Genomic DNA, 18,449 nt, shown 5'->3' with positions numbered 1-18,449 from the left:
CCGCCTCGCGGTTTATCCGGAGAAGAGCCTAGCGAGCGGCGTTCTTGATGACGGTGCGCAGCTCGTCGATGCCCGTTCCCTTTTCGGAAGAGCACACCACCAAAGGCACGTCGGCATGCAGCTTCAGCTGCTTTTTCAGGGCTGCCTTCTGCTTCATTTGCTGCTGTCGGGATAGCTTGTCGGCTTTCGTCAGCACCACGGCGAAGGGAAGTTCCGCCTCCTGCAAGAACTCGATCATGTTTTCATCCAGGCTTGAAGCGGGGTGGCGGATGTCCACCAGCGACACCACGAGCGCCAGGTTGCGATCTTGGTTGAAGTACCCTTCGATCAGCTCCGACCAGCGTCCCTTCTCGGATTTCGCCACCTTGGCGTAGCCGTAGCCCGGCAGGTCCACGAACCGTACGCCGTCACACGAGAAGAAGTTGATGGTGGCCGTCTTGCCCGGCGTTTGCGACACTTTCGCCAGGCTTTTGCGATTGAACAGCTTGTTCAGCAAAGACGACTTGCCCACGTTGGACCGGCCGGCGAATGCGATTTCGGGCAACGTGGACGCCGGCAGCTGCAGCGAGGTGCCGAACGATTTCTCGAACGCGACGTTGTTGATGTTCATGCTGGGCTCCTTGCGGTTCCGTCCCTCGCGTTGCCTGCGCAAGGGGAGGGTGCGGATGTTGTTGCGTTCATGGTAGCGGAACTGCGCCCATCGCGCGCGGAAAACCCCAAGCTCTCCTTGACGTCGCTTCGCTAGGAGCGCTTCCTGCCCGTGTACATGGCCATGGCCATGCAGGCTATGGCGGCCCAGGCCCAGAACGTATGCTTTTTCATGAGGTTCCTTTCAACGATCGATTCATATTAGTTAGCTTTAATTGACTTTTACCGGAGCTCTCATTATGCTAGAAAAGTTAACTTTAAGCAACTGTAAAGGATGTTGCGAACGATGCGCGCGAGCGCAAGAAAGGGGCATGCATGGACTTCCCGAAGAAGAGCGGCTGGCTGATCGGGGCGGGCGTGTTGCTGGGGGCGGTGGGGGCGAAGGCCCTGACGGGTCCAACGGCTAAGAAGTGCTACGTGCAGGGCGTTGCGAAGGGGCTGCAAGCGAAGGCCGCCTACGAGGGCATCGTCGAGCAGGCCAAGGCCGAAGTCGCCGACATCGTGGCCCGGGCTTCCTACATCAACGTGCAGGCATCGCTCGCTGACGAGCCGTCCGCTGCCGCCGACGAGCCGTCTGCGGTCGAACCGGCGAAGTCCAAGGCGGATTCGGCTCAGGCATCAAAGAAGTAGCCGCGATGCAGTACGCCATTGCGAACGAACTCCCGGGCCGCGTGCGCGTCAAGCTTGCCGGCCCGGTTCCCTCCGCCGACCTCGACGCACTGTATCGGGTGCTTGCGGCTATCCCAACGGTGGAGAAGGCGTCGGTCTATCCGCGCATCGGCAGCATCGCTTTGACGTACCGCCCGCTCGAGGGAGCGCGGGACCTGGTTTTGGAGCGCCTGTCCGCCATCGATGCGAAATGCATCGACGAGGCTCGATCCGGTTTCGGCCTTGACCTTGCCCCGCGCTCCCAGTCGCTTCTCATGGACCTGGCGCGCCTTGCGGGCTTGTACGTTTTGCGGCGCTGGTTCGTGCCCCGGCCACTTGCCGCCGTTGCGGCGGCGTGGCGTTACCGGCGCTTCCTGGGGGCGGGTCTGCGCTCGCTCGGGCGCTCGCGCCTTGACGTTGCGGTGCTGGACGCCGCTGCTATCGGGACGTCGTTTCTCAAGCGCGATCCTCGGACGGCCGGGCAGACCATGTTCTTGCTCGATGTGGGCGAAACGCTGGAGGAGTACACGCGCTCGCGCTCGGAAGGGGCCCTTGTCAGCGCGTTGCTCGATCTGCCCGAGACTGCCCAGCTGCTTCGCGACGACCAAGAGGTGCAGGTGCGCGCGTCCGATCTCGAGCCGGGGGATTTGGTTGTCGTGCGCACGGGCATGCCCGTATGCGTCGATGGACGCGTGGTGCGCGGCGTTGCGATGGTGAACCAGGCCTCGCTTACCGGAGAGCCCCTTGCTGTCGAGCGCGCCGAGGGCGACGACGTGTTCGCCGGCACCGCCGTGGAGGACGGCCAGATCGTCGTGCAGGTTCGCGCGAAGGCTGCCGAAACGAAGCTGCGCTCCATCGTGTCGCTGGTCGAGCAGTCCGAGGCGAACAAGGCGCAGGCCCAGTCTCGGATGGAGCGTCTCGCCGACGGCATCGTTGTGTGGAACTTCCTGCTGGCGGCGGGGGTTGCCCTGGTCACGGGCAGTTTGACGAAGGCGTCGGCTGCGCTCATGGTGGACTACTCGTGCGCACTTAAGCTGACCAGCTCGATCGCCGTGCTTTCGGCCATGAGCCAGAGCGCGAAAGCGGGTTTCGCCGTCAAGGGCGCGAAGCACTTCGAGGCCATGGCCGCTGCCGATGTGATCGTGTTCGACAAAACCGGAACCTTGACCGAGGCTACGCCGGAGGTGGCGTGCGTTTTGGCTCTTGACGGCTGGAACCGGCGCGAGGTGCTGCGGTTGTCGGCATGCCTGGAGGAGCACTTTCCGCATCCCGTGGCGCGCGCCGTGGTGCGCGCGGCGGCGCAGAAGAACCTCAAGCACCGCGAGCGCCATGCCGAGGTGGAGTACATCGTGGCGCACGGAATAGCCTCGTCGTTGGGCGGCAAGCGCGTGGTCATCGGGTCGGAGCATTTCGTGATGGGCGACGAAGGCGTTGCCGTGTCGGAGGACCAGCGCGCGAGGATCGCTTCCGAAACCGAAGGGCTCACGCCGCTGTACCTGGCGGTCGACGGCGAGCTGGTGGGCGTCATCGGCGTCTACGATCCGCTCAAGGAAGGCGTGGCGCAGGCGGTGGCCAATCTGAAGGCGCTGGGATTTCGCCGCGTGGTGATGCTGACGGGCGACGGGGACCGCACGGCGGCGCGCATCGCGCGGGAAGCGGGCGTGACCGAGTACCGGGCCAACCTGCTGCCCGAGGACAAGCATGCGTTCGTCGAACGGCTCAAGGCCGAGGGACGACGCGTGGTCATGGTGGGCGACGGCGTGAACGACGCGCCCGCGCTTTCCGCAGCCGATGTGGGGATCGCCATGGGGCAGGGGACCGCCGTGGCCAAAGAGGTCGCCGACATCACGCTTGCGGGAGGAGATTTGGGGGCTATCGTGGAGCTGAGTCGCTTGAGCAAGGGTCTGACGCAGCGTCTGGATGCATCCTTCAGAGAGGTCATGCTGGTCAACTCGGCCTTGCTCGCGGCGGGCATCGGCGGGGTTCTGACCCCGCAGGCGTCGTCGCTTCTGCACAACGCGTCCACGGTGGCGCTCAGCTTGCGCAGCGCAGGCGCGTACCGCTCGTGACCGCATGCGTGCGGCTGTCGAGCCGGCGTCCGACCGGCCGGCTCGACAGCCGCGAGCGTCAACCGCTTCTCGCGAAAGGACGTGCATGTATGCGGTCTTCGAGAAGTGCTTGCATTTCATTTTCTCTGTGGTAAGATTCAACGGTTTCTAATTACACATGCTTGCGCGACCTGATCCGCCAGTGGCCAACCGAAAAAGGCTGCGGATTCGGGGATGACCGCAGGCAGAGGACTAACGAATGGAGAAAGTCATGACGAAAGTCGGCATTAAGTCGCTGCTCGACGCAGGCGCACACTTCGGGCATCAGACCCGTCGCTGGAACCCCAAGATGAAGCCGTACATCTTCGGCAGCCGTGGGGACATCTACATCCTCGACCTCAAGCAGACGCTCGTGGGCCTGGACCAGGCGTACACCTTCGTGTCCGAGATCGCTCGCAAGGGCGGCACCGTGCTGTTCGTCGGCACGAAGAAGCAGGCTCAGGAAGCCGTCGCTGATGCTGCCAACAAGTGCGGCATGCCCTACGTGAACGCTCGCTGGCTTGGCGGCATGCTGACCAACTTCGTCACCATCCGCTCCCGCGTGACCCGCATGGAGGAGCTGGAGGCCATGGAGGCCGACGGCCGCATGGCGATGCTGCCCAAGAAGGAGCAGATCCTGCTGCGCAAGGAGCTGTCCAAGCTGCAGACCAACCTCAACGGTATCCGCAACATGAAGCGCGTGCCCGACGCCGTGTTCGTGATCGACACGAACCGCGAGGCCATCGCCATCCACGAGTCCCGTCGTCTCGACATCCCCGTGGTGGGCACGCTCGACACGAACTGCGATCCGGACGACGTCGATTTCGGCATTCCCGCCAACGACGACGCCATCCGCTCGGTTCGCCTGCTGGCCGACTTCATCGCCGATGCCGTTATCGCCGGCGTGGGCGCGCCTGTGACGGTTGCCGAGATGGCCGCTCCGGCCGAGGCCGAGGCTGCTCCGGCAGAGGTTGAGGCTCCGGCCGAGGCCGCTGCTCCCGCTGCCGAATAACCTGCTTTTCAGATGAACGAATGCGCCGCCGGTTTCGAAACCGGCGGCGTTTGACAGACCAGGGCCGCGCTTGCGCGCGGCGCATAGAGAAAGGAACAACGTGGCTGCTGTTACCGCTTCCATGGTCAAGGAACTCCGCGAGATGACCGGCGCCGGCATGATGGAGTGCAAGAAGGCGCTCGTCGAGGCCGACGGCAACCTGGACGCCGCTGTCGACGTCCTGCGCACCCGCGGTCTGGCCGCTGTTGCCAAGAAGGCCGGCCGTGCCACCAACGAGGGCACCGTCATGGCGCTCGTGTCCGAGGACGGCAAGGCTGGCGCCGTTGTCGAGCTGAACTGCGAGACCGACTTCGTGGGCATGAACGACAAGTTCAAGGCCTACGCCGAGAAGATCGCCAAGGCCGCGCTGGCCGCTAACCCCGCCGACATGGAGGCCCTCAAGGCCGCCGACGCCGAGGGCGAGACGGTGGAGGCTGTCGTGACCGACGCCATCCACACGCTGGGCGAGAACATCCAGCTCTCCCGCTTTGCGGTGGAGCAGGGCGGCGCCGTGTCGTCCTACATCCACGGCGGCGGCAAGATCGGCGTGCTCGTGCAGTTCGAGGTCGAGGGCGTCGATCCCGCGTCCGCTGAGTTCAAGGCGTACGGCCGCGACGTTGCCATGCAGGTTGCCGCTGCGTCTCCCGTTGCCGCGAACCGCGACTCCGTCGACCCGGCCATCGTCGAGCATGAGAAGGCCATCTACATGGCTCAGGCTGCCGAGTCCGGCAAGCCCGAGGCCATCCAGGAGAAGATGGCCGTCGGCCGTCTGGAGAAGTTCTTCAAGGAGAGCACGCTTACGGAGCAGGCCTTCGTCAAGAACCCGGATCAGACCGTTGCCGAGTACACGGCCGAGGTCGCGAAGAACCTGGGCGGCGAGATCAAGGTCGTCGACTTCAAGCGCTTCGTCCTGGGCGAAGAGGCGTAAACCCTCTTTTCCTTACCGGTAAAGCTGGGACCCGAAGCTTCGGCTTCGGGTCTTTTTTGTGCGTCGGAAAAGACGTGCTCTTGCGTGAAATCCGATGGGGGTCCACCAAACCAACTCCGCCGCCGCCATTGTCGATCAAAAAACAGGTTTTTTCGTCAAAAAAGGTTTTTTTGGATCGACAATGCATCCGGATGCCACTCGTGTTTCGATGCCGCCGCCCTGGCTTGCTGGGGAAGGGGCGCGCGATTCGACCGCGACCAACATTCCCCCATGCCGTTCTGCTTTCGTTGTGAAGGGCCGCATTATGCGGGCCTTCACTTTCTATAATGGACGCATTGCGAACTGAACGCGCCGTCTCACGGCGCGCATCCATAGACGAGTCAAGCCGAGGGCGCGCACCTCGGCGTTAAGGAACACCCATGGCAGAAGAGATCATCATTGTCGAAGGCAACGGCGTGCTCGCGGGCGAAGTGGCCGTGTCGGGCGCCAAGAATTCCGCGCTCAAGCTCATTGCCGCCGCCTTGCTCGGCCAGGGCAAAACGCTCGTGCGCAACGTGCCGCTCATCTCCGACATCAGCATCATGTCGGAGGTGCTGCGCCGCTTGGGCGCAACCGTGGAACGCGACGGCCATACGCTGATCGTGGACACGACCGACGTCGAGCAGTTCGAAACGCCGTACGACCTGGTATCCAAGATGCGCGCGAGCATTTCGGTCCTGGGTCCGCTGGTCGGTCGGTTCGGGCGGGCGCGCGTGGCCATGCCCGGCGGGTGCCAGATCGGCGCGCGCAAAATCGACATGCACCTCGTGGGGCTCGAAGCGCTGGGCGTGGAGTTCACCATCGACCACGGATTCCTGGAGGCGCGCACGCCGAACGGCTTGGTTGGAGCGGACGTCGTTTTGGACTTCCCCAGCGTCGGCGCAACCGAGAACTTGCTTATGGCGGCCGTGACGGCGAAAGGCACGACGGTGCTCGAGAACGCCGCGCGCGAACCCGAAATCGTGGACTTGGCGAACATGCTGGTGTCCATGGGAGCGAAGGTGGCCGGGGCCGGTTCCTCGATCATCGAGGTGGAGGGCGTTCCGCTTTCCTCGCTGCATCCTTGCGACCACACGACGGTGGGCGATCGCATCGAGGCGGGCACCTTCTTGGTGGGCGGCGCGCTCACGGGAGGCCCCGTTACGGTACGCGGCATCGATCCGTCGTATCTGCGCGTTGCCCTCATGAAGCTTGCCGCCATGGGCTGCGAGGTGCAAACCGGAGCCGACTGGGTCACCGTCAGCCGTACGCGCCCCCTTGTTCCCATCGATATTCAGACCCTGCCGCATCCGGGCTTCCCGACCGACCTGCAGGCGCAGTTCATGCTGCTGGCCGCGCGCGCGGAGGGCGTGTCGGTCATCACCGAGAACGTGTTCGAGAACCGCTTCATGTTTGCAAGCGAGCTTATCCGCATGGGAGCCGATATCACTATCGAGGATCATCATGCGCTGGTCAGGGGCGTTGCGGGCCTGCAGGGCGCCGACGTGTCCTCCACCGACCTGCGTGCGGGCGCGGCGCTTGTTCTTGCGGGAGTGTCTGCCGAGGGGCAGACGCGGGTGCACAACATCGGCCATATCGACCGCGGCTACGAAGACTACGTTGGCAAGCTGGGCGATCTGGGGGCGTGCGTTCGCCGCGCGCCCGTCGACGGTATGCCGGATATCCGCGGTTAGCGGAGGCCGCACATGGTCAAGCGCCGTAAGGGCTTTTCGGCAACGCAGTCCAAAATCACCTCGCGCCGTTTGCGCACCGCCACGCTGGGCACGCACGTGCCGCGGCGTTCGCGCGGGCGCATGAACGCCGATTCTGTCGGGTTTTCGAGCGCGCGCAAGCAGAAGCGCGCGGCGCGCGGCTACGTGGAAACCATTTTGCCGAACACGTCGTCCGGGGAGAGCGCTTCCCAGTTCTCTCGTCGCGTGAGCAGGCGCGAGTTCTCCCATGGCATCCAGCGCCGCGCGCGCATGCGGCGTCTCGTCGCGGTGGTCGCGTGCGTCGTTTTGGTGGCGGTCGTTGCGGCGGGCGTGGGGACGTTCGCGTTCTTCGGTTCGCTCGATTCCAAGATAGGCCTCAAGAACTCGGACGCCTCGTCGGCGCTTGTCGCTCCGAAAGAGGCAGCCGACGCCTTCTACACGTTGGTCGCTGCAGATTTGGACCCGGTGGGGGCGGCGAACGCCCAAGCCGGGCCTGATGCGCTTGCCCTGGTGCGGGTGGACCGAGCTGCGCGGTCGGCGGTCATCGTGTCCGTACCCGCCACCTTGCAGGTTCAGCTTAAAGACGGAAAGCCCCATCAGCTTCGAGACGCCGCTGTGCAGGAAGGCGATGCGTCCCTGATCAAAGCCGTGTCGAACTTCGCCGGGGTGAACGTGTCGCATCTGGTCAAGATCGATGCCGGCGGCGTGGCGAGCCTGGTCGATGGACTTGGCGGCGTGCAGGTAAACGTAGCCGAAGAGGTGGACGACCCGGCGGCGGGCGACGTCTACCTATCTCCGGGGGAGCAGACGCTCGACGGCAAGGCCGCCCTTACGTTTTTGCGCGCGTCGAACTTTTCGGGAGGCTTGCAGGTGCAGGCGGCCAACCAGCGCGAACTGCTTGCGGCGCTGTCCCTTCGCCTGCTTGACGAGGGGTCGCTTTCCTTCTTGTCCACGCTGGACAAGGTGGGGGGTTCTTTCGGCACCGACATGGGAGCGAAAGACGCGCTGGGCTTGGCCGATGCGCTGCGGGGCATGGACGCGTCTACGGTGAAGGGCGCCCTCGTTCCCGGTTACGAGACAACGCGCGATAGCGTCTCCTATTACGTGGCTTCAACCGACGCATGGTCGTCCATGATGGAATTGGTGAAGCAGGGGCAAGACCCGGTGGTCGAGAAGAAGATCGCCTCGGTCGATCCGGCCAGCTTCACCCTGACCGTCCGCAACGGCGGAGGCATTACCGGCGCGGCGGCCCAGATATCGCAAACGCTTGCAGGCATGGGGTTCAAGGTCGAGGAAACCGGCAATACCGATACTGCCGCTTACGCCGAAACGCTGGTCATCTACAAGGACGGCGCGTTCGAGCCGGCCGCGCAAACCGTGGTCTCCGCGTTGGGCCTTGGCCGTACGGTTGCCGACGCGGGGTTCTATACGTTCGACACGGACGTGCTGCTGGTTCTGGGGAAGGATTGGAAGCCTTCTTCGTAGCGCCATGCGCCTCGTCGATGTTTCCTCCGCATTTCCCGGCTTCGGCCGTGCGCGCCAAGGCTCTGTGGTAGAATCGGCACCTGATAACACCCATTCAGACGAAGGAGCGATTCCTATGGTGGATAAGAACGACGTGGCGGCTGTGCTCGAGCTCATTCGCCCCAGCCTGCAGGCTGACGGCGGCGACGTGAAGCTCGTCGACGTTGCCGAGGACGGCGTGGTCACGGTCGAGCTGCAGGGCGCGTGCAAGGGCTGCCCGATGTCTCAGATGACGCTCGCCAACGGCGTGGAGCGCATCCTGAAAGAGCGCGTCCCCGGCGTGACGAAGGTCGTGCCCGCGGCTGAATAGCCGTGAGCGTTCGGGATTGAAGGGAAGGCGGATATGGCGAACTGCTGGGAACTGCGCGGATGCGACGAGGAGATGATGTCGCGTTGCCCGCACAACATACCCGGAGAGCCTTGTCCTGCCGACTGCCGCTTTGCAGCCTGCGTGCGGTCTACGCATGAAGTGTGCCAGGACTTCAACGTATTGTTGAACCCGGAGCGCGACTACGATGCGGCCATCAAGGAGATATGCCGCTTCTGCACGCACTTTTTAACGCACGGGCCGCACATGGCCGATCGCAAAGAAGGCTGCGTGGCCCGACAGGGCAACCCGAACCGGTTTCTGCTCTAGCCCCGTTCTTCGCTTCGCGCGTTACGGTTGCGTTAACGTGCTCGCGTCGAGGCGCAGGAACGGGTATCGTACATGCTTGGATTCGAGCGCGGCCGCACGGCCATTCGTGCGGCCGCGCTCTGCATGCTGTCGGCGCGTTGCGGGCAGCTACTCGAACGATCGCGATGAAAGGACGGCTCGATGACCGAACAGGCGCATGGCACGCTCAAAGTGAAGACCGGCTTCGCCGAGATGATGAAGGGCGGCGTCATCATGGACGTCGTCAACCCCGAGCAGGCGAAGATCGCCGAGGATGCGGGCGCTGTGGCCGTTATGGCTCTCGAGCGCGTCCCTGCCGACATCCGCGCGCACGGCGGCGTGGCGCGCATGAGCGACCCCACCATGATCGAGGGCATCGTGGAGGCCGTGTCCATCCCTGTCATGGCGAAGTGCCGCATTGGGCATTTCGTGGAGGCGCAGGTGCTGCAGAGCCTGGGCGTGGACTTTATCGACGAGAGCGAGGTGCTCACGCCGGCCGACGACGAGTACCATGTGAACAAGTGGGATTTCGACGTGCCGTTCGTGTGCGGCGCGCGCAACCTGGGCGAGGCTTTGCGCCGTATCGCCGAAGGCGCGGCCATGATCCGCACGAAAGGCGAGCCGGGCACGGGCAACGTAGTGGAGGCCGTGCGTCACATGCGCACCGTGACGACCGACATCGCCCGTATCAAAGGCTTGCGCGACGAGCAGTTGTTCACGGCTGCAAAGGAGCTGCAGGCTCCCTACGAGCTGGTGAAGTGGGTGGCCGAGCACGGGTGCCTTCCCGTGGTGAACTTCTCGGCCGGCGGCATCGCCACGCCCGCTGACGCGGCGCTCATGATGCAGTTGGGCTGCGACGGCGTATTCGTGGGCAGCGGCATTTTCAAGTCGGGCGACCCGGCCAAGCGCGCTCGCGCCATCGTGGAGGCCACGACGAACTACGACGATCCCGACACTGTCGCGCGCGTTTCGCGCAACCTGGGCGAGGCCATGGTGGGCATCGAGATCTCCGACATCCCCGACAACGAGCTGATGGCGCAGCGCGGCTGGTAGAGACGCGTCGCGTGAACCTATGAGGTCTGGCCATGCAACCTATGAATAAAACCATCGGCGTCCTGGCGCTTCAGGGCGCGTTCCGCGAGCATCGAGCCATGCTCGACGGGCTGGGAGCGGCCACGCGCCTCGTGCGCTGGCCGCACGAGCTCGACGGCTTGGACGGCTTGGTGCTGCCGGGCGGCGAGTCGACGGCCATCGCGAAGCTCTTGGCCATCCACGGCATGTACCAGCCGCTGCGCGATGCGTTTGCGAAGGGGATGGCCGTGTTCGGCACGTGCGCCGGCGCTATCCTCATGGCGCGCGACATCGAAGGCGCGCGGCCCGATCAGGAACCGCTCGCTCTTATGAACGTGCGGATCCGGCGCAACGCCTACGGCCGGCAGATCGACTCGTTCGAGACGGCGGTGCCGTGGGCCGGGATCGAGGGCGGCCCCGTGAAGGGCGTGTTCATCCGCGCGCCGAGGTTCGCCGATTGGGGGCCGAACGTGGAGGTCCTCAGTGCCGCCGAGGACGGCGAGCCGCTTGCTGTGCGCGAAGGGCGCGCGCTCGCCGTGGCGTTTCATCCCGAGTTGACCGACGATGCGCGCGTGCATGCGTTCTTCCTCGACCGCGTAGTGGGCGAGGGGCGCGCCTCGTGCTGATGTGAAGCCCGTCGGCGTGGACGTCGTTCGGCGTTCGCGTTGGCGGGCTTCTGCTACAATGAGGACAAAAGAAGGCGGGCGAACGAGCGAAGGAGCGTGAACCGATGAGTCGAAGCGCAATCTGCCCTGCATGCGGCGCGAACGATCTGGACGTATGTCGCTACGATGCCATGATGGTCCTGCGGACGGACCTGGCCCTGTTCACGCTGCGCTGCCCGCACTGCGACGCCTCGGTTTCCATCGTGCACCCCATTCCGCCTCAGCTGCGCGACGAGGTCCGCTTCGCCGCCATCGAGGTGGGGGCTGGCATGGGCCAGGAGTAGGCCCTGTACCTCGCTTCCGAAGGCGATCGCTTCGCCTCGGATTTTTGCGAAAGGAACTTCATGCTCAACAACATCTACCAAAGCCTTGACCCGGTTGCGTTCGCTATCGGGCCGTTCGCGGTGCGCTGGTACGGCATCGCCTACGTGCTCGGGTTCGTGTGCGCGGCGCTTGTGGTATGGCGCGTAGCGCGCCGATGGCGCGTGCGCGTGGACGTGGATTCTTTGCTTACCATCATGTTCTGCGTGATCGTCGGCGTGATCCTTGGAGGGCGCTTGGGCTACGTCTTGTTTTACGGCGATGGCTACTACCTGGCTCATCCTGCCGAGATCCTTGCGTTCAACCGTGGCGGCATGAGCTTTCACGGCGGCCTGATCGGGGCGCTTCTTTCGGGTGTCGTGGCGGCTAAGCTGACGAACATCCCGTATTTGACGCTGGCCGATCTGGGCTGCATCGGCGCTCCGCTTGGCCTGCTGTTCGGTCGCTGCGCGAACTTCGTGAACGGCGAGCTGTGGGGTGCGCCCACCGACGTCGCGTGGGGCGTGGTGTTCGGTGGGGCCGCTGGAACGATGCCGCGCCATCCCTCTCAGCTGTACGAGGCGTTTCTGGAGGGAATCGTTATCTTCGCCGTGCTCTACCTGCTCTCGCGGATGCGTCCGGCTCGCCCGCGCGGCACCTTCCTGGGCTTGTTCCTGATCATGTACGGATGCTTCCGCTTTCTGGTTGAGTTCGTGCGCGAACCGGACGTGCAGCTGGGCTACTTGTGGGGCGGGTGGCTTACCATGGGGCAGCTTTTGAGCGTTCCGTTGATCCTGGTAGGTGTGGGCGTGTTGGTTTATGCGATTGTCGTGAAAAAGCCTCAGCAGGGTCTTCCCGAAATGCAACAGAGTGAGTAACATTTAAGGAAGCAAAGGGTACGGTGCTTGGCAAGCGAGGCGTTTCGACGACGTTACGGTTCGGCTCCAAGCATCGCGGTGCGCTCGCCGCGCATCGGCCCTGCGCTATCATTGGGAAGAAGCAGGTAGACCTGTACGCGAAGCTAAAGGGGGCCCGAATATGGATCTCAAGTTTTACAAGTGCATGCACTGCGGCAACATCGCTGTGAAGCCGTTCGACGCCGGCGTTCCGCTGGTTTGCTGCGGCGAGAAGATGACCGAACTCACCGCCAACACCACCGACGCCGCGCTCGAGAAGCACGTTCCCGTCGTGAGCGTCGACGGCGCGAACGTCCACGTCGAGGTGGGCAGCACGCTGCACCCCATGACGCCGGAGCACTACATCACCTTCATTTGCCTGGTTACGAAGAACGGCTACCAGATGCGCGAGCTCACCCCCGAGGATGCTCCCGTTGCCGATTTCGCCGTGGCCGAGGGCGACGAAGCGCTCAAGGTGTACGAGTACTGCAACCTGCACGGCCTGTGGGTCGCCGAGGTGTAAAGACGTTTTGCAATCGTTTCGAGAGCGCCCGTTCCGTGCAAGCGGAGCGGGCGCTTTGCGCTATCATGAAGGAAAACGGCGTACGACGGGGAGGCTATGGCTAGGCGAACGAAAATCGTGTGCACGTTGGGGCCGGCGGTCGACGACGAGGGCGCGCTGCGCGACCTCATTGCGGCGGGCATGGACGTGGCGCGCTTCAATTTCTCGCATGGATCGCACGTCGAGCACGCCGCGCGCATGGAGCGCTTGCGCACGGTATGCCACGAGGTTGACTCCCCGTGCGCGGTGCTGCTGGACACGCGAGGACCCGAGATTCGCACGGGTCGCTTGGCGGGCGGCGCGCCGGTGCAGCTTGCCTCGGGGAACCGGATCGTGCTGACTGAAGCCCAGGTAGAGGGTACGGCGCAGCGGGTTTCTCATACGTGTCCGGGTTTGGCGGACGTGGTTGCGCCGGGAACTTCCGTGCTGATCGACGACGGGCTTATCGAGTTGCGCGTGGATGCAACGGAGGGTTCCGACATTCTGTGCGCGGTTCTTAACGCGGGCATGCTGGGAGAGCGCAAGTCCGTGAACCTTCCGGGCACTTCGGTTCCGCTTCCGGTTATGACCGATCAAGATCGCGATGATTTGCTGTTCGGCGTTCGCCAGGAAGTCGATTTCGTCGCGGCCTCCTTTGTGAGGGACGCGCGCGGGGTGCGCGAGATTCGCGACTTCCTGGACCAGCACGGCGGAGCGGGCATCATGCTGATCGCGAAGATCGAGTGCTCGGAGGCTGTGGAGAACATCGAGGAAATACTCGAAGCCGCCGACGGGATCATGATCGCGCGCGGAGACTTGGGTGTGGAGGTTCCCGCGTACCGCGTGCCGCATATCCAGAAGGAAATCATCCGCGCATGCAACCGTGCGTCGAAGCCGGCTATCACGGCCACGCAGATGCTGGATTCCATGATTCGCAACCCGCGTCCCACGCGTGCCGAGGTTGGGGATGTGGCGAACGCCATCTACGACGGCACCGACGCGGTCATGTTGTCGGGCGAAACGGCGTCGGGAAGCTATCCGGTGGCTGCGGTGCGCATGATGGCGCGCATCGCCGAAGCCAGCGAACCGTACCTGTTCGAAGAGCGCGCGCCCGACCGGCGGCGCGTCCATGCGCGCGTCGCGTTGGCGGTGGGCATGGCGGCCGTGCAGACGGCCGAGAACGTGGGCGCCTCGTGCATCGTCGCCCCCACCATGTCGGGGCGCACGGCGCGCCTGGTGTCGAACCTGCGTCCGCGCGTGCCCATCTACGCGGTTACGCCGTTTTCGCGCGTCATGCGTCAGCAGCAGTTGAACTGGGGCGTCGTCCCTATGATCGGCGACGTGCAGGGCGATATGCGCTGCGTTATCGACCATGCGCACGCCACCGTGCTGCAGCGCGGTTTGGTGAACCCGGGGCAGTTGGCCGTGTTCACGGCAGGCGATCCTTTGACCAGCCCGGCGGCGGGTACGGACGCGCAGGGAGCCGAAACGGTAGCCGCCACCAACGTGATGTACGTCGTGCGGATTCGCAATGACGAAGAGCAGCCGGGCGTTGGCGCGCCGTCGCCGGCGCATGAACGATAGGAGAGGCTATGGGTTTTTTCGATGATGCTCAAGAGATGCTCGATCGGGGCGTCTCGGCTGCGAAGGGCGCCGTTTCCGGCGTCGCCGTGGAGCAGCAGCAGTTCGCGAAATCGTTCGTGCGCCTGTGCGCCGACGGGTGGGCGCAGGGGTGGCACGAAAGCAACGGCGGCAACCTGTCGTATCGCATGAAGCCCGAAGAGGTGGCTTCTTGCCGATCGTTTTTCTACGACAACCCCAGCTCATGGGTGCCGCTCGGCCTTCGCGCGGAGAATTTGAGCGGCGAGTTCTTCATGGTCACGGGCGCGGGCCGCGTCATGCGCAACGTCGCGCTCGATGCAGACGGCAACGCCGGCATCGTGGAGATTGCTCCTGCGGGCGACGCGTGGCGCATCGTATGGGGGTTCAAGGACGGCGGCCGCCCCACCAGCGAGTTCGCCAGCCACTGCGCCGTTCACTCAGTGCGCAAGGATGCTTCCTCCGGGGCGGACCGCGTGCTCTACCACGCCCATCCAACCCAGGTCATAGCCTTGACGAACGTGTTGCCGCTTGACGCGCGCACGTTCACGCGCACGTTGTGGAAGGCCATGCTCGAAAGCATGGTGGCGTTCCCGGCCGGCGTCGGCGTGGTGCCGTGGATGGTTCCGGGCGGCCCGGAGATCGCGGACGCGACCGCCGCCGCAATGCGCGATCACGGCGTGTGCGTATGGGCGCATCACGGGCTGTTCTGCGCGGCTCCCGGCTTCGACGCTGCGTTCGGCGTGGTGCAGACCGTGGAGAAGGCTGCCGGGGTGTACGCGCAGGCGCGTGCGATGAACGGGGGCGGCGACCGGTTTCTCAATACGATTCCCGACGAGGGCCTGCGCGGCATTGCCGCAGCTTACGGCCTGCCCGTCAACGAAGCGTACCTGTAAGGATCGGCGCCGGCTGTTTTCGACGCGTTTCGCGTTTCGGCGGGCTGCCGTATCGTGAAGTTATTCCGCAAAGAAGTGGTATTCGGACTGCTGGTGTGCTATAGTGCAAAGGCTTGTCTTCACCTTGGTCGGAAACCAAGGTCAGTAAAGGAGAACCAGAACCATGAAACAGGGAATTCATCCGGAGTACGGGGAGTGCACCGTCAAGTGCAGCTGCGGCAACACGTTCACGACGCGTTCCACGAAGTCTGAGCTGAAGGTCGACATCTGCAACGTCTGCCATCCGTTCTACACCGGCCAGCAGCGCTTCGTCGACACCGGTGGACGCGTCCAGCGCTTCGCCGACAAGTTCGGCGCTGCCGCCAAGGAGAGCGTGGCCGAGCGCGAGGCAGCCAGGAAGGCTGCGCGTGCCGCCGCCGTCGCCGAGGCCGAGGCCAAGAAGAAGGCCGAGCGCGAGGCGAAGGCCGCCGAGAAGGCTAAGCGTGCCGAGGAGTTCGCGAAGAAGTCCGAGGCCGAGGCCAAGAAGGCCGCCGAGGCTGAGGCTGCTGCCGCCGAGGCTGCTCCGGCTGAGGCTTCCGCCGAGGAAGCTGCCGCCGTCGACGCTCTCGTCGAGGAGGCGCCGGCCGCTGAATAGCGTGCCGAACGCATAACGCGAAACGCGCACAGCAAGGGCCGCATCGAAAACGATGCGGCCCTTGTGCATGCAGAAGCGTTCCGTACGGCCCGCATGCGGTTCGCGTGCGGGCCGTGCTGCTTCATCGGTTGGCTCGGCGTGCCTCGATGAACTCCTCGCCCCGAAGAAGCTCCACTTCCAGGAGGTCTCCTTCCTCCCAGCCTGCTTCGCCGATGGGGGATACGCGTTGCGCGTTCGACGTCATGCAGGCGGCCAGCTCGCCCGCTTTGAAGTTGAGAAAGCGGGCCGTGTAGCCCTCGCCGTCGCGCTCCACCTGCACGCGCGCGATGTTCGCCATCTTCGGGATGCTCGACTTCGCTGCATCGGCGCGCGCCTGCACCGTGGGATGACGATGCAGGGGGATGTCCAGCATGCGCGCGATTACGGCTTGCAGGCACCATTCGGATCCGAAGTAGGCCGCCATAGTCGGCCCGGGCAGGTTGACGACCGGCTTTTCGTCCACCACGGCCATCATGAGCGGGCGTCCCGGAACGGCAGCGATATAGTGATGCACCACGCGTCCCCGCCGCTTGATCAGGCGGGCGTTGAAGTCCTCCTCGCCAAGCGCGGAACCGCCGTTGATCACCACCAGGTCGGCAGTCGAGAGCGCTTCCTCGAACGCCCGCTCAAGGTCGGCGGGATCGTCGTGCACGAGAGGGAACAGCACGGGTTCCGCTCCATACTCGATCAGCAGGTGCTTGCACATGAGGCTGTTCGCGTCGACGTTCTGCCCGCGGTGCGGCTTGATGCCGGCGGGCACGAGCTCGCTGCCCGTGGGAATGAAGGCGACGCGCGGCTTGGCGCGCACGGGCACCATGGCAACGCCTCCCATGGCAAGCGCGGCCAGATCGGTGGGACGGACGATGGTTCCTGCGTTCATGAGCGCATCTCCTGCGCGCAGCGTTGATCCTGCGGGTCGTACGCCCGAGCCGGGCTCGACGAGCGCGTCCTTGTCGAGTATCACCGATCCGTCTTCCTGGATAGCCGCTTTCTCGATCATCACCACGGCGTCGAACTCGTCGGGGAAATCGTCGCCGGTATCGGCGCGCGCGTAATCGACGCCGAGCTTCCAGCTGCTCGTGTCGGGCAGTCCGTTCGCGAACGCGGCGGACTTCATCGCGATGCCGTCGAACGAGGACGCGCGCACCACCGGCAGGGTGTTCGCGGACGTCAGGTCGCGCGCCAGCACGCGGCCTACCGCATGGTCGAGCGTTACGTATTCGGTGCGCCGCACCGGCTCCCATGCGGCGAAGAAATCGTCCAGAGCCTCTTCCTTCGAGGGGAATCCATCGAGTATCTTTTCTCCCATGCGCCTCTCCTTGTCCGGTTTCCCTTGTGCGTCAGGAGAGCCCGGCGTACCGGGCTCTCCTGCGGTTCTTCTATACGAGCGCGGCTGCTATGCCTTAGGCTGCGCGTGCGCTGCGATCTGATCGAACTCGGCCTTGCTCAAATCGTAGCCGTAAAACGTCTTGAAGTAGCCCGACACCGTTTCGTGCAGATCGTTGTCGTACTTGTCAGGATAGAGCAGGCGGGGAAGCCACTGCATGCCCAGCACCTGGTTGACCGTAGGCGGGTTGTTCAGCCAGTTCCACGGCGTACTGGGCACCTCGTAGTAGGATCCGTTCTTGACGGCCGTCAGCTCTGCAAACGCGGCATCGGAACCTACGGAGTCGTAGATGCTTCCTCCTGCGAACAGGATCAGCTGCGGATCCCACAGAGCCAGCTGCTCCATGCTGATCTCGACGCCCGCGCCGCTGCCGGAGACCTTGCCCAGGTCGGCCACGTTGTTGGCAACCAGATCGACCACCTGTCCCTGATAGGAGTTCTTCGCGATGGTGTTCGTCCCCTTGCCACCCAAAAGGTAGGCAACGTTGACGCGATCGGACTCGGGGATGGTGCTCATGACGGACACGGTTTCGTCGTAGGCTGCCTTGCAGTAGTCGGACAGCTCCTTGCCGCGGTTCTGCATGCCCAGAAGCTCGCCGAGCATTTCATAGGCTTTGCCGTAGTCGCTCATCTTGGTTTCGATGACCACCACGGGGATGCCCAGCTGCTGCTGCAACGTGTCCAGGTCTTCCTTGATGCCGTCTTTGAGCTCGCCGGTATCGATGAGGATTTGGGCCCCGGAGGCGGCGACGGCCTCTTTGTTGAGGTCGCCCTTCGCGCCGAACGCTGCTCCCGTTACGGGCAGGTTCGCATAGTCCGCTCCCAGATACTTCGCCTGATCCGCGGTAAGCTCGGTCGAGATCGACACCAGCTTGTCGGGGGCCATCGTGAGCAGTACCTGTGTTGCGGTGTGGCCGGCCGGCGCAATGCGGTCGATTTGCGCCGGCACCTCGACCGTGCGCCCCGCCGAATCGGTGAACGTGCGGGTCTCGTTTTGCGCGGGCTGATCCTGCTTCGCGCCTTCGTCCGCGCTCGGCGCTTGCTGGGCGCAGCCGCTTGCGATGAACGCCAAGCCAAGACATAGCACGCATGCGATCAGCAAGCGCGCGGTCCAGGGCGCTTTCTTCGTTTTCGTAGTCCCTCCCATGGGA

General features: G+C 64.3%; 19 protein-coding genes. 16 read left to right on the top strand and 3 right to left on the bottom strand.

Going from position 1 to position 18,449, the window contains the following annotated elements:
- Positions 1–28 precede the first annotated feature (28 nt).
- Positions 29–610, bottom strand: coding sequence for a ribosome biogenesis GTP-binding protein YihA/YsxC (gene yihA, locus ACTQZK_RS10335; RefSeq protein ID WP_114567872.1), 582 nt, complete (start codon positions 608–610; stop codon positions 29–31).
- A gap of 353 nt (positions 611–963) precedes the next feature.
- Here yihA and ACTQZK_RS10330 point away from each other — a divergent pair, with 353 nt between their 5' ends.
- The 16 genes from ACTQZK_RS10330 (at position 964) to rpmE (ending at position 15,873) form a co-directional block, all read left to right on the top strand.
- Entirely contained in the window at positions 964–1,278 is a 315-nt protein-coding gene (locus ACTQZK_RS10330) for a DUF6110 family protein (protein ID WP_441899608.1), read from the top strand.
- A gap of 5 nt (positions 1,279–1,283) precedes the next feature.
- On the top strand, positions 1,284–3,365 hold the full coding sequence (locus tag ACTQZK_RS10325; protein ID WP_114567873.1) for a heavy metal translocating P-type ATPase: 2,082 nt from the start codon (positions 1,284–1,286) through the stop codon (positions 3,363–3,365).
- 250 nt (positions 3,366–3,615) lie between these two features.
- Complete coding sequence (gene rpsB, locus ACTQZK_RS10320; RefSeq protein WP_114567893.1) at positions 3,616–4,395, top strand: 30S ribosomal protein S2; 780 nt, start codon at positions 3,616–3,618, stop codon at positions 4,393–4,395.
- Positions 4,396–4,495: 100 nt separating this feature from the next.
- Complete coding sequence (gene tsf, locus ACTQZK_RS10315; protein WP_114567874.1) at positions 4,496–5,362, top strand: translation elongation factor Ts; 867 nt, start codon at positions 4,496–4,498, stop codon at positions 5,360–5,362.
- A 419-nt stretch (positions 5,363–5,781) separates the two neighbouring features.
- Positions 5,782–7,074, top strand: a complete 1,293-nt coding sequence (gene murA / locus ACTQZK_RS10310) for a UDP-N-acetylglucosamine 1-carboxyvinyltransferase (RefSeq protein ID WP_216529789.1) — start codon at positions 5,782–5,784, stop codon at positions 7,072–7,074.
- Between the two features lie 12 nt (positions 7,075–7,086).
- Positions 7,087–8,577: an LCP family protein gene (locus ACTQZK_RS10305; protein WP_114567876.1), complete on the top strand. Its 1,491-nt coding sequence runs from the start codon at positions 7,087–7,089 to the stop codon at positions 8,575–8,577.
- 115 nt (positions 8,578–8,692) lie between these two features.
- A complete protein-coding gene (locus ACTQZK_RS10300) occupies positions 8,693–8,926 on the top strand; it encodes a NifU family protein (protein WP_114567877.1) in 234 nt (77 codons plus the stop codon).
- A gap of 33 nt (positions 8,927–8,959) precedes the next feature.
- Complete coding sequence (locus ACTQZK_RS10295; RefSeq protein ID WP_114567878.1) at positions 8,960–9,253, top strand: hypothetical protein; 294 nt, start codon at positions 8,960–8,962, stop codon at positions 9,251–9,253.
- Between the two features lie 180 nt (positions 9,254–9,433).
- Positions 9,434–10,324, top strand: coding sequence for a pyridoxal 5'-phosphate synthase lyase subunit PdxS (pdxS, locus tag ACTQZK_RS10290; RefSeq protein WP_114567879.1), 891 nt, complete (start codon positions 9,434–9,436; stop codon positions 10,322–10,324).
- 32 nt (positions 10,325–10,356) lie between these two features.
- Positions 10,357–10,968 carry a pyridoxal 5'-phosphate synthase glutaminase subunit PdxT gene (pdxT, locus tag ACTQZK_RS10285; RefSeq protein ID WP_114567880.1) on the top strand — a complete coding sequence of 204 codons (612 nt, stop codon included), beginning with the start codon at positions 10,357–10,359 and terminating at the stop codon, positions 10,966–10,968.
- 104 nt (positions 10,969–11,072) lie between these two features.
- Positions 11,073–11,291, top strand: coding sequence for a UDP-N-acetylmuramoylalanyl-D-glutamate--2,6-diaminopimelate ligase (locus tag ACTQZK_RS10280; protein ID WP_114567881.1), 219 nt, complete (start codon positions 11,073–11,075; stop codon positions 11,289–11,291).
- A gap of 60 nt (positions 11,292–11,351) precedes the next feature.
- Positions 11,352–12,185 (top strand): prolipoprotein diacylglyceryl transferase, encoded by an 834-nt coding sequence (gene lgt, locus ACTQZK_RS10275; RefSeq protein WP_441899607.1) that lies wholly within the window; start codon positions 11,352–11,354, stop codon positions 12,183–12,185.
- Positions 12,186–12,345: 160 nt separating this feature from the next.
- Entirely contained in the window at positions 12,346–12,726 is a 381-nt protein-coding gene (locus ACTQZK_RS10270; RefSeq protein WP_216529791.1) for a desulfoferrodoxin family protein, read from the top strand.
- Between the two features lie 96 nt (positions 12,727–12,822).
- Positions 12,823–14,328 carry a pyruvate kinase gene (pyk, locus tag ACTQZK_RS10265; RefSeq protein WP_441899606.1) on the top strand — a complete coding sequence of 502 codons (1,506 nt, stop codon included), beginning with the start codon at positions 12,823–12,825 and terminating at the stop codon, positions 14,326–14,328.
- 8 nt (positions 14,329–14,336) lie between these two features.
- Positions 14,337–15,239, top strand: a complete 903-nt coding sequence (gene rhaD / locus ACTQZK_RS10260) for a rhamnulose-1-phosphate aldolase (protein WP_114567885.1) — start codon at positions 14,337–14,339, stop codon at positions 15,237–15,239.
- Between the two features lie 163 nt (positions 15,240–15,402).
- A complete protein-coding gene (gene rpmE / locus ACTQZK_RS10255) occupies positions 15,403–15,873 on the top strand; it encodes a 50S ribosomal protein L31 (protein ID WP_114567886.1) in 471 nt (156 codons plus the stop codon).
- Between the two features lie 121 nt (positions 15,874–15,994).
- Here rpmE and ACTQZK_RS10250 read toward each other — a convergent pair whose 3' ends face one another.
- Positions 15,995–17,221: a molybdopterin molybdotransferase MoeA gene (locus ACTQZK_RS10250; RefSeq protein WP_114567887.1), complete on the bottom strand. Its 1,227-nt coding sequence runs from the start codon at positions 17,219–17,221 to the stop codon at positions 15,995–15,997.
- A gap of 87 nt (positions 17,222–17,308) precedes the next feature.
- Complete coding sequence (locus ACTQZK_RS10245; RefSeq protein WP_441899605.1) at positions 17,309–18,445, bottom strand: ABC transporter substrate-binding protein; 1,137 nt, start codon at positions 18,443–18,445, stop codon at positions 17,309–17,311.
- Positions 18,446–18,449 lie beyond the last annotated feature (4 nt).

Source organism: Paraeggerthella sp. LCP19S3_G8 (assembly GCF_052119225.1).
In the GTDB taxonomy this organism is placed as follows: Bacteria; Actinomycetota; Coriobacteriia; order Coriobacteriales; family Eggerthellaceae; genus Paraeggerthella; species Paraeggerthella hominis.
Note: the sequence above shows the minus strand (reverse complement) of the source record. Positions and strands in the feature narration are given on the sequence as shown.

What these genes read in the sequence shown, in the direction of transcription:
- ACTQZK_RS10280 (WP_114567881.1), top strand. Translation starts at nt 11,073, where the DNA reads ATGAGTCGAAGCGCAATCTGCCCTGCATGCGGCGCGAACGATCTGGAC.
- ACTQZK_RS10300 (WP_114567877.1), top strand. Translation starts at nt 8,693, where the DNA reads ATGGTGGATAAGAACGACGTGGCGGCTGTGCTCGAGCTCATTCGCCCC.
- ACTQZK_RS10330 (WP_441899608.1), top strand. Translation starts at nt 964, where the DNA reads ATGGACTTCCCGAAGAAGAGCGGCTGGCTGATCGGGGCGGGCGTGTTG.
- rpmE (WP_114567886.1), top strand. Translation starts at nt 15,403, where the DNA reads ATGAAACAGGGAATTCATCCGGAGTACGGGGAGTGCACCGTCAAGTGC.
- ACTQZK_RS10295 (WP_114567878.1), top strand. Translation starts at nt 8,960, where the DNA reads ATGGCGAACTGCTGGGAACTGCGCGGATGCGACGAGGAGATGATGTCG.
- rpsB (WP_114567893.1), top strand. Translation starts at nt 3,616, where the DNA reads ATGACGAAAGTCGGCATTAAGTCGCTGCTCGACGCAGGCGCACACTTC.
- rhaD (WP_114567885.1), top strand. Translation starts at nt 14,337, where the DNA reads ATGGGTTTTTTCGATGATGCTCAAGAGATGCTCGATCGGGGCGTCTCG.
- ACTQZK_RS10245 (WP_441899605.1), bottom strand. Translation starts at nt 18,445, where the DNA reads ATGGGAGGGACTACGAAAACGAAGAAAGCGCCCTGGACCGCGCGCTTG.
- yihA (WP_114567872.1), bottom strand. Translation starts at nt 610, where the DNA reads ATGAACATCAACAACGTCGCGTTCGAGAAATCGTTCGGCACCTCGCTG.
- ACTQZK_RS10270 (WP_216529791.1), top strand. Translation starts at nt 12,346, where the DNA reads ATGGATCTCAAGTTTTACAAGTGCATGCACTGCGGCAACATCGCTGTG.
- murA (WP_216529789.1), top strand. Translation starts at nt 5,782, where the DNA reads ATGGCAGAAGAGATCATCATTGTCGAAGGCAACGGCGTGCTCGCGGGC.
- pdxS (WP_114567879.1), top strand. Translation starts at nt 9,434, where the DNA reads ATGACCGAACAGGCGCATGGCACGCTCAAAGTGAAGACCGGCTTCGCC.
- ACTQZK_RS10305 (WP_114567876.1), top strand. Translation starts at nt 7,087, where the DNA reads ATGGTCAAGCGCCGTAAGGGCTTTTCGGCAACGCAGTCCAAAATCACC.
- ACTQZK_RS10325 (WP_114567873.1), top strand. Translation starts at nt 1,284, where the DNA reads ATGCAGTACGCCATTGCGAACGAACTCCCGGGCCGCGTGCGCGTCAAG.
- pyk (WP_441899606.1), top strand. Translation starts at nt 12,823, where the DNA reads ATGGCTAGGCGAACGAAAATCGTGTGCACGTTGGGGCCGGCGGTCGAC.
- lgt (WP_441899607.1), top strand. Translation starts at nt 11,352, where the DNA reads ATGCTCAACAACATCTACCAAAGCCTTGACCCGGTTGCGTTCGCTATC.
- ACTQZK_RS10250 (WP_114567887.1), bottom strand. Translation starts at nt 17,221, where the DNA reads ATGGGAGAAAAGATACTCGATGGATTCCCCTCGAAGGAAGAGGCTCTG.
- pdxT (WP_114567880.1), top strand. Translation starts at nt 10,357, where the DNA reads ATGCAACCTATGAATAAAACCATCGGCGTCCTGGCGCTTCAGGGCGCG.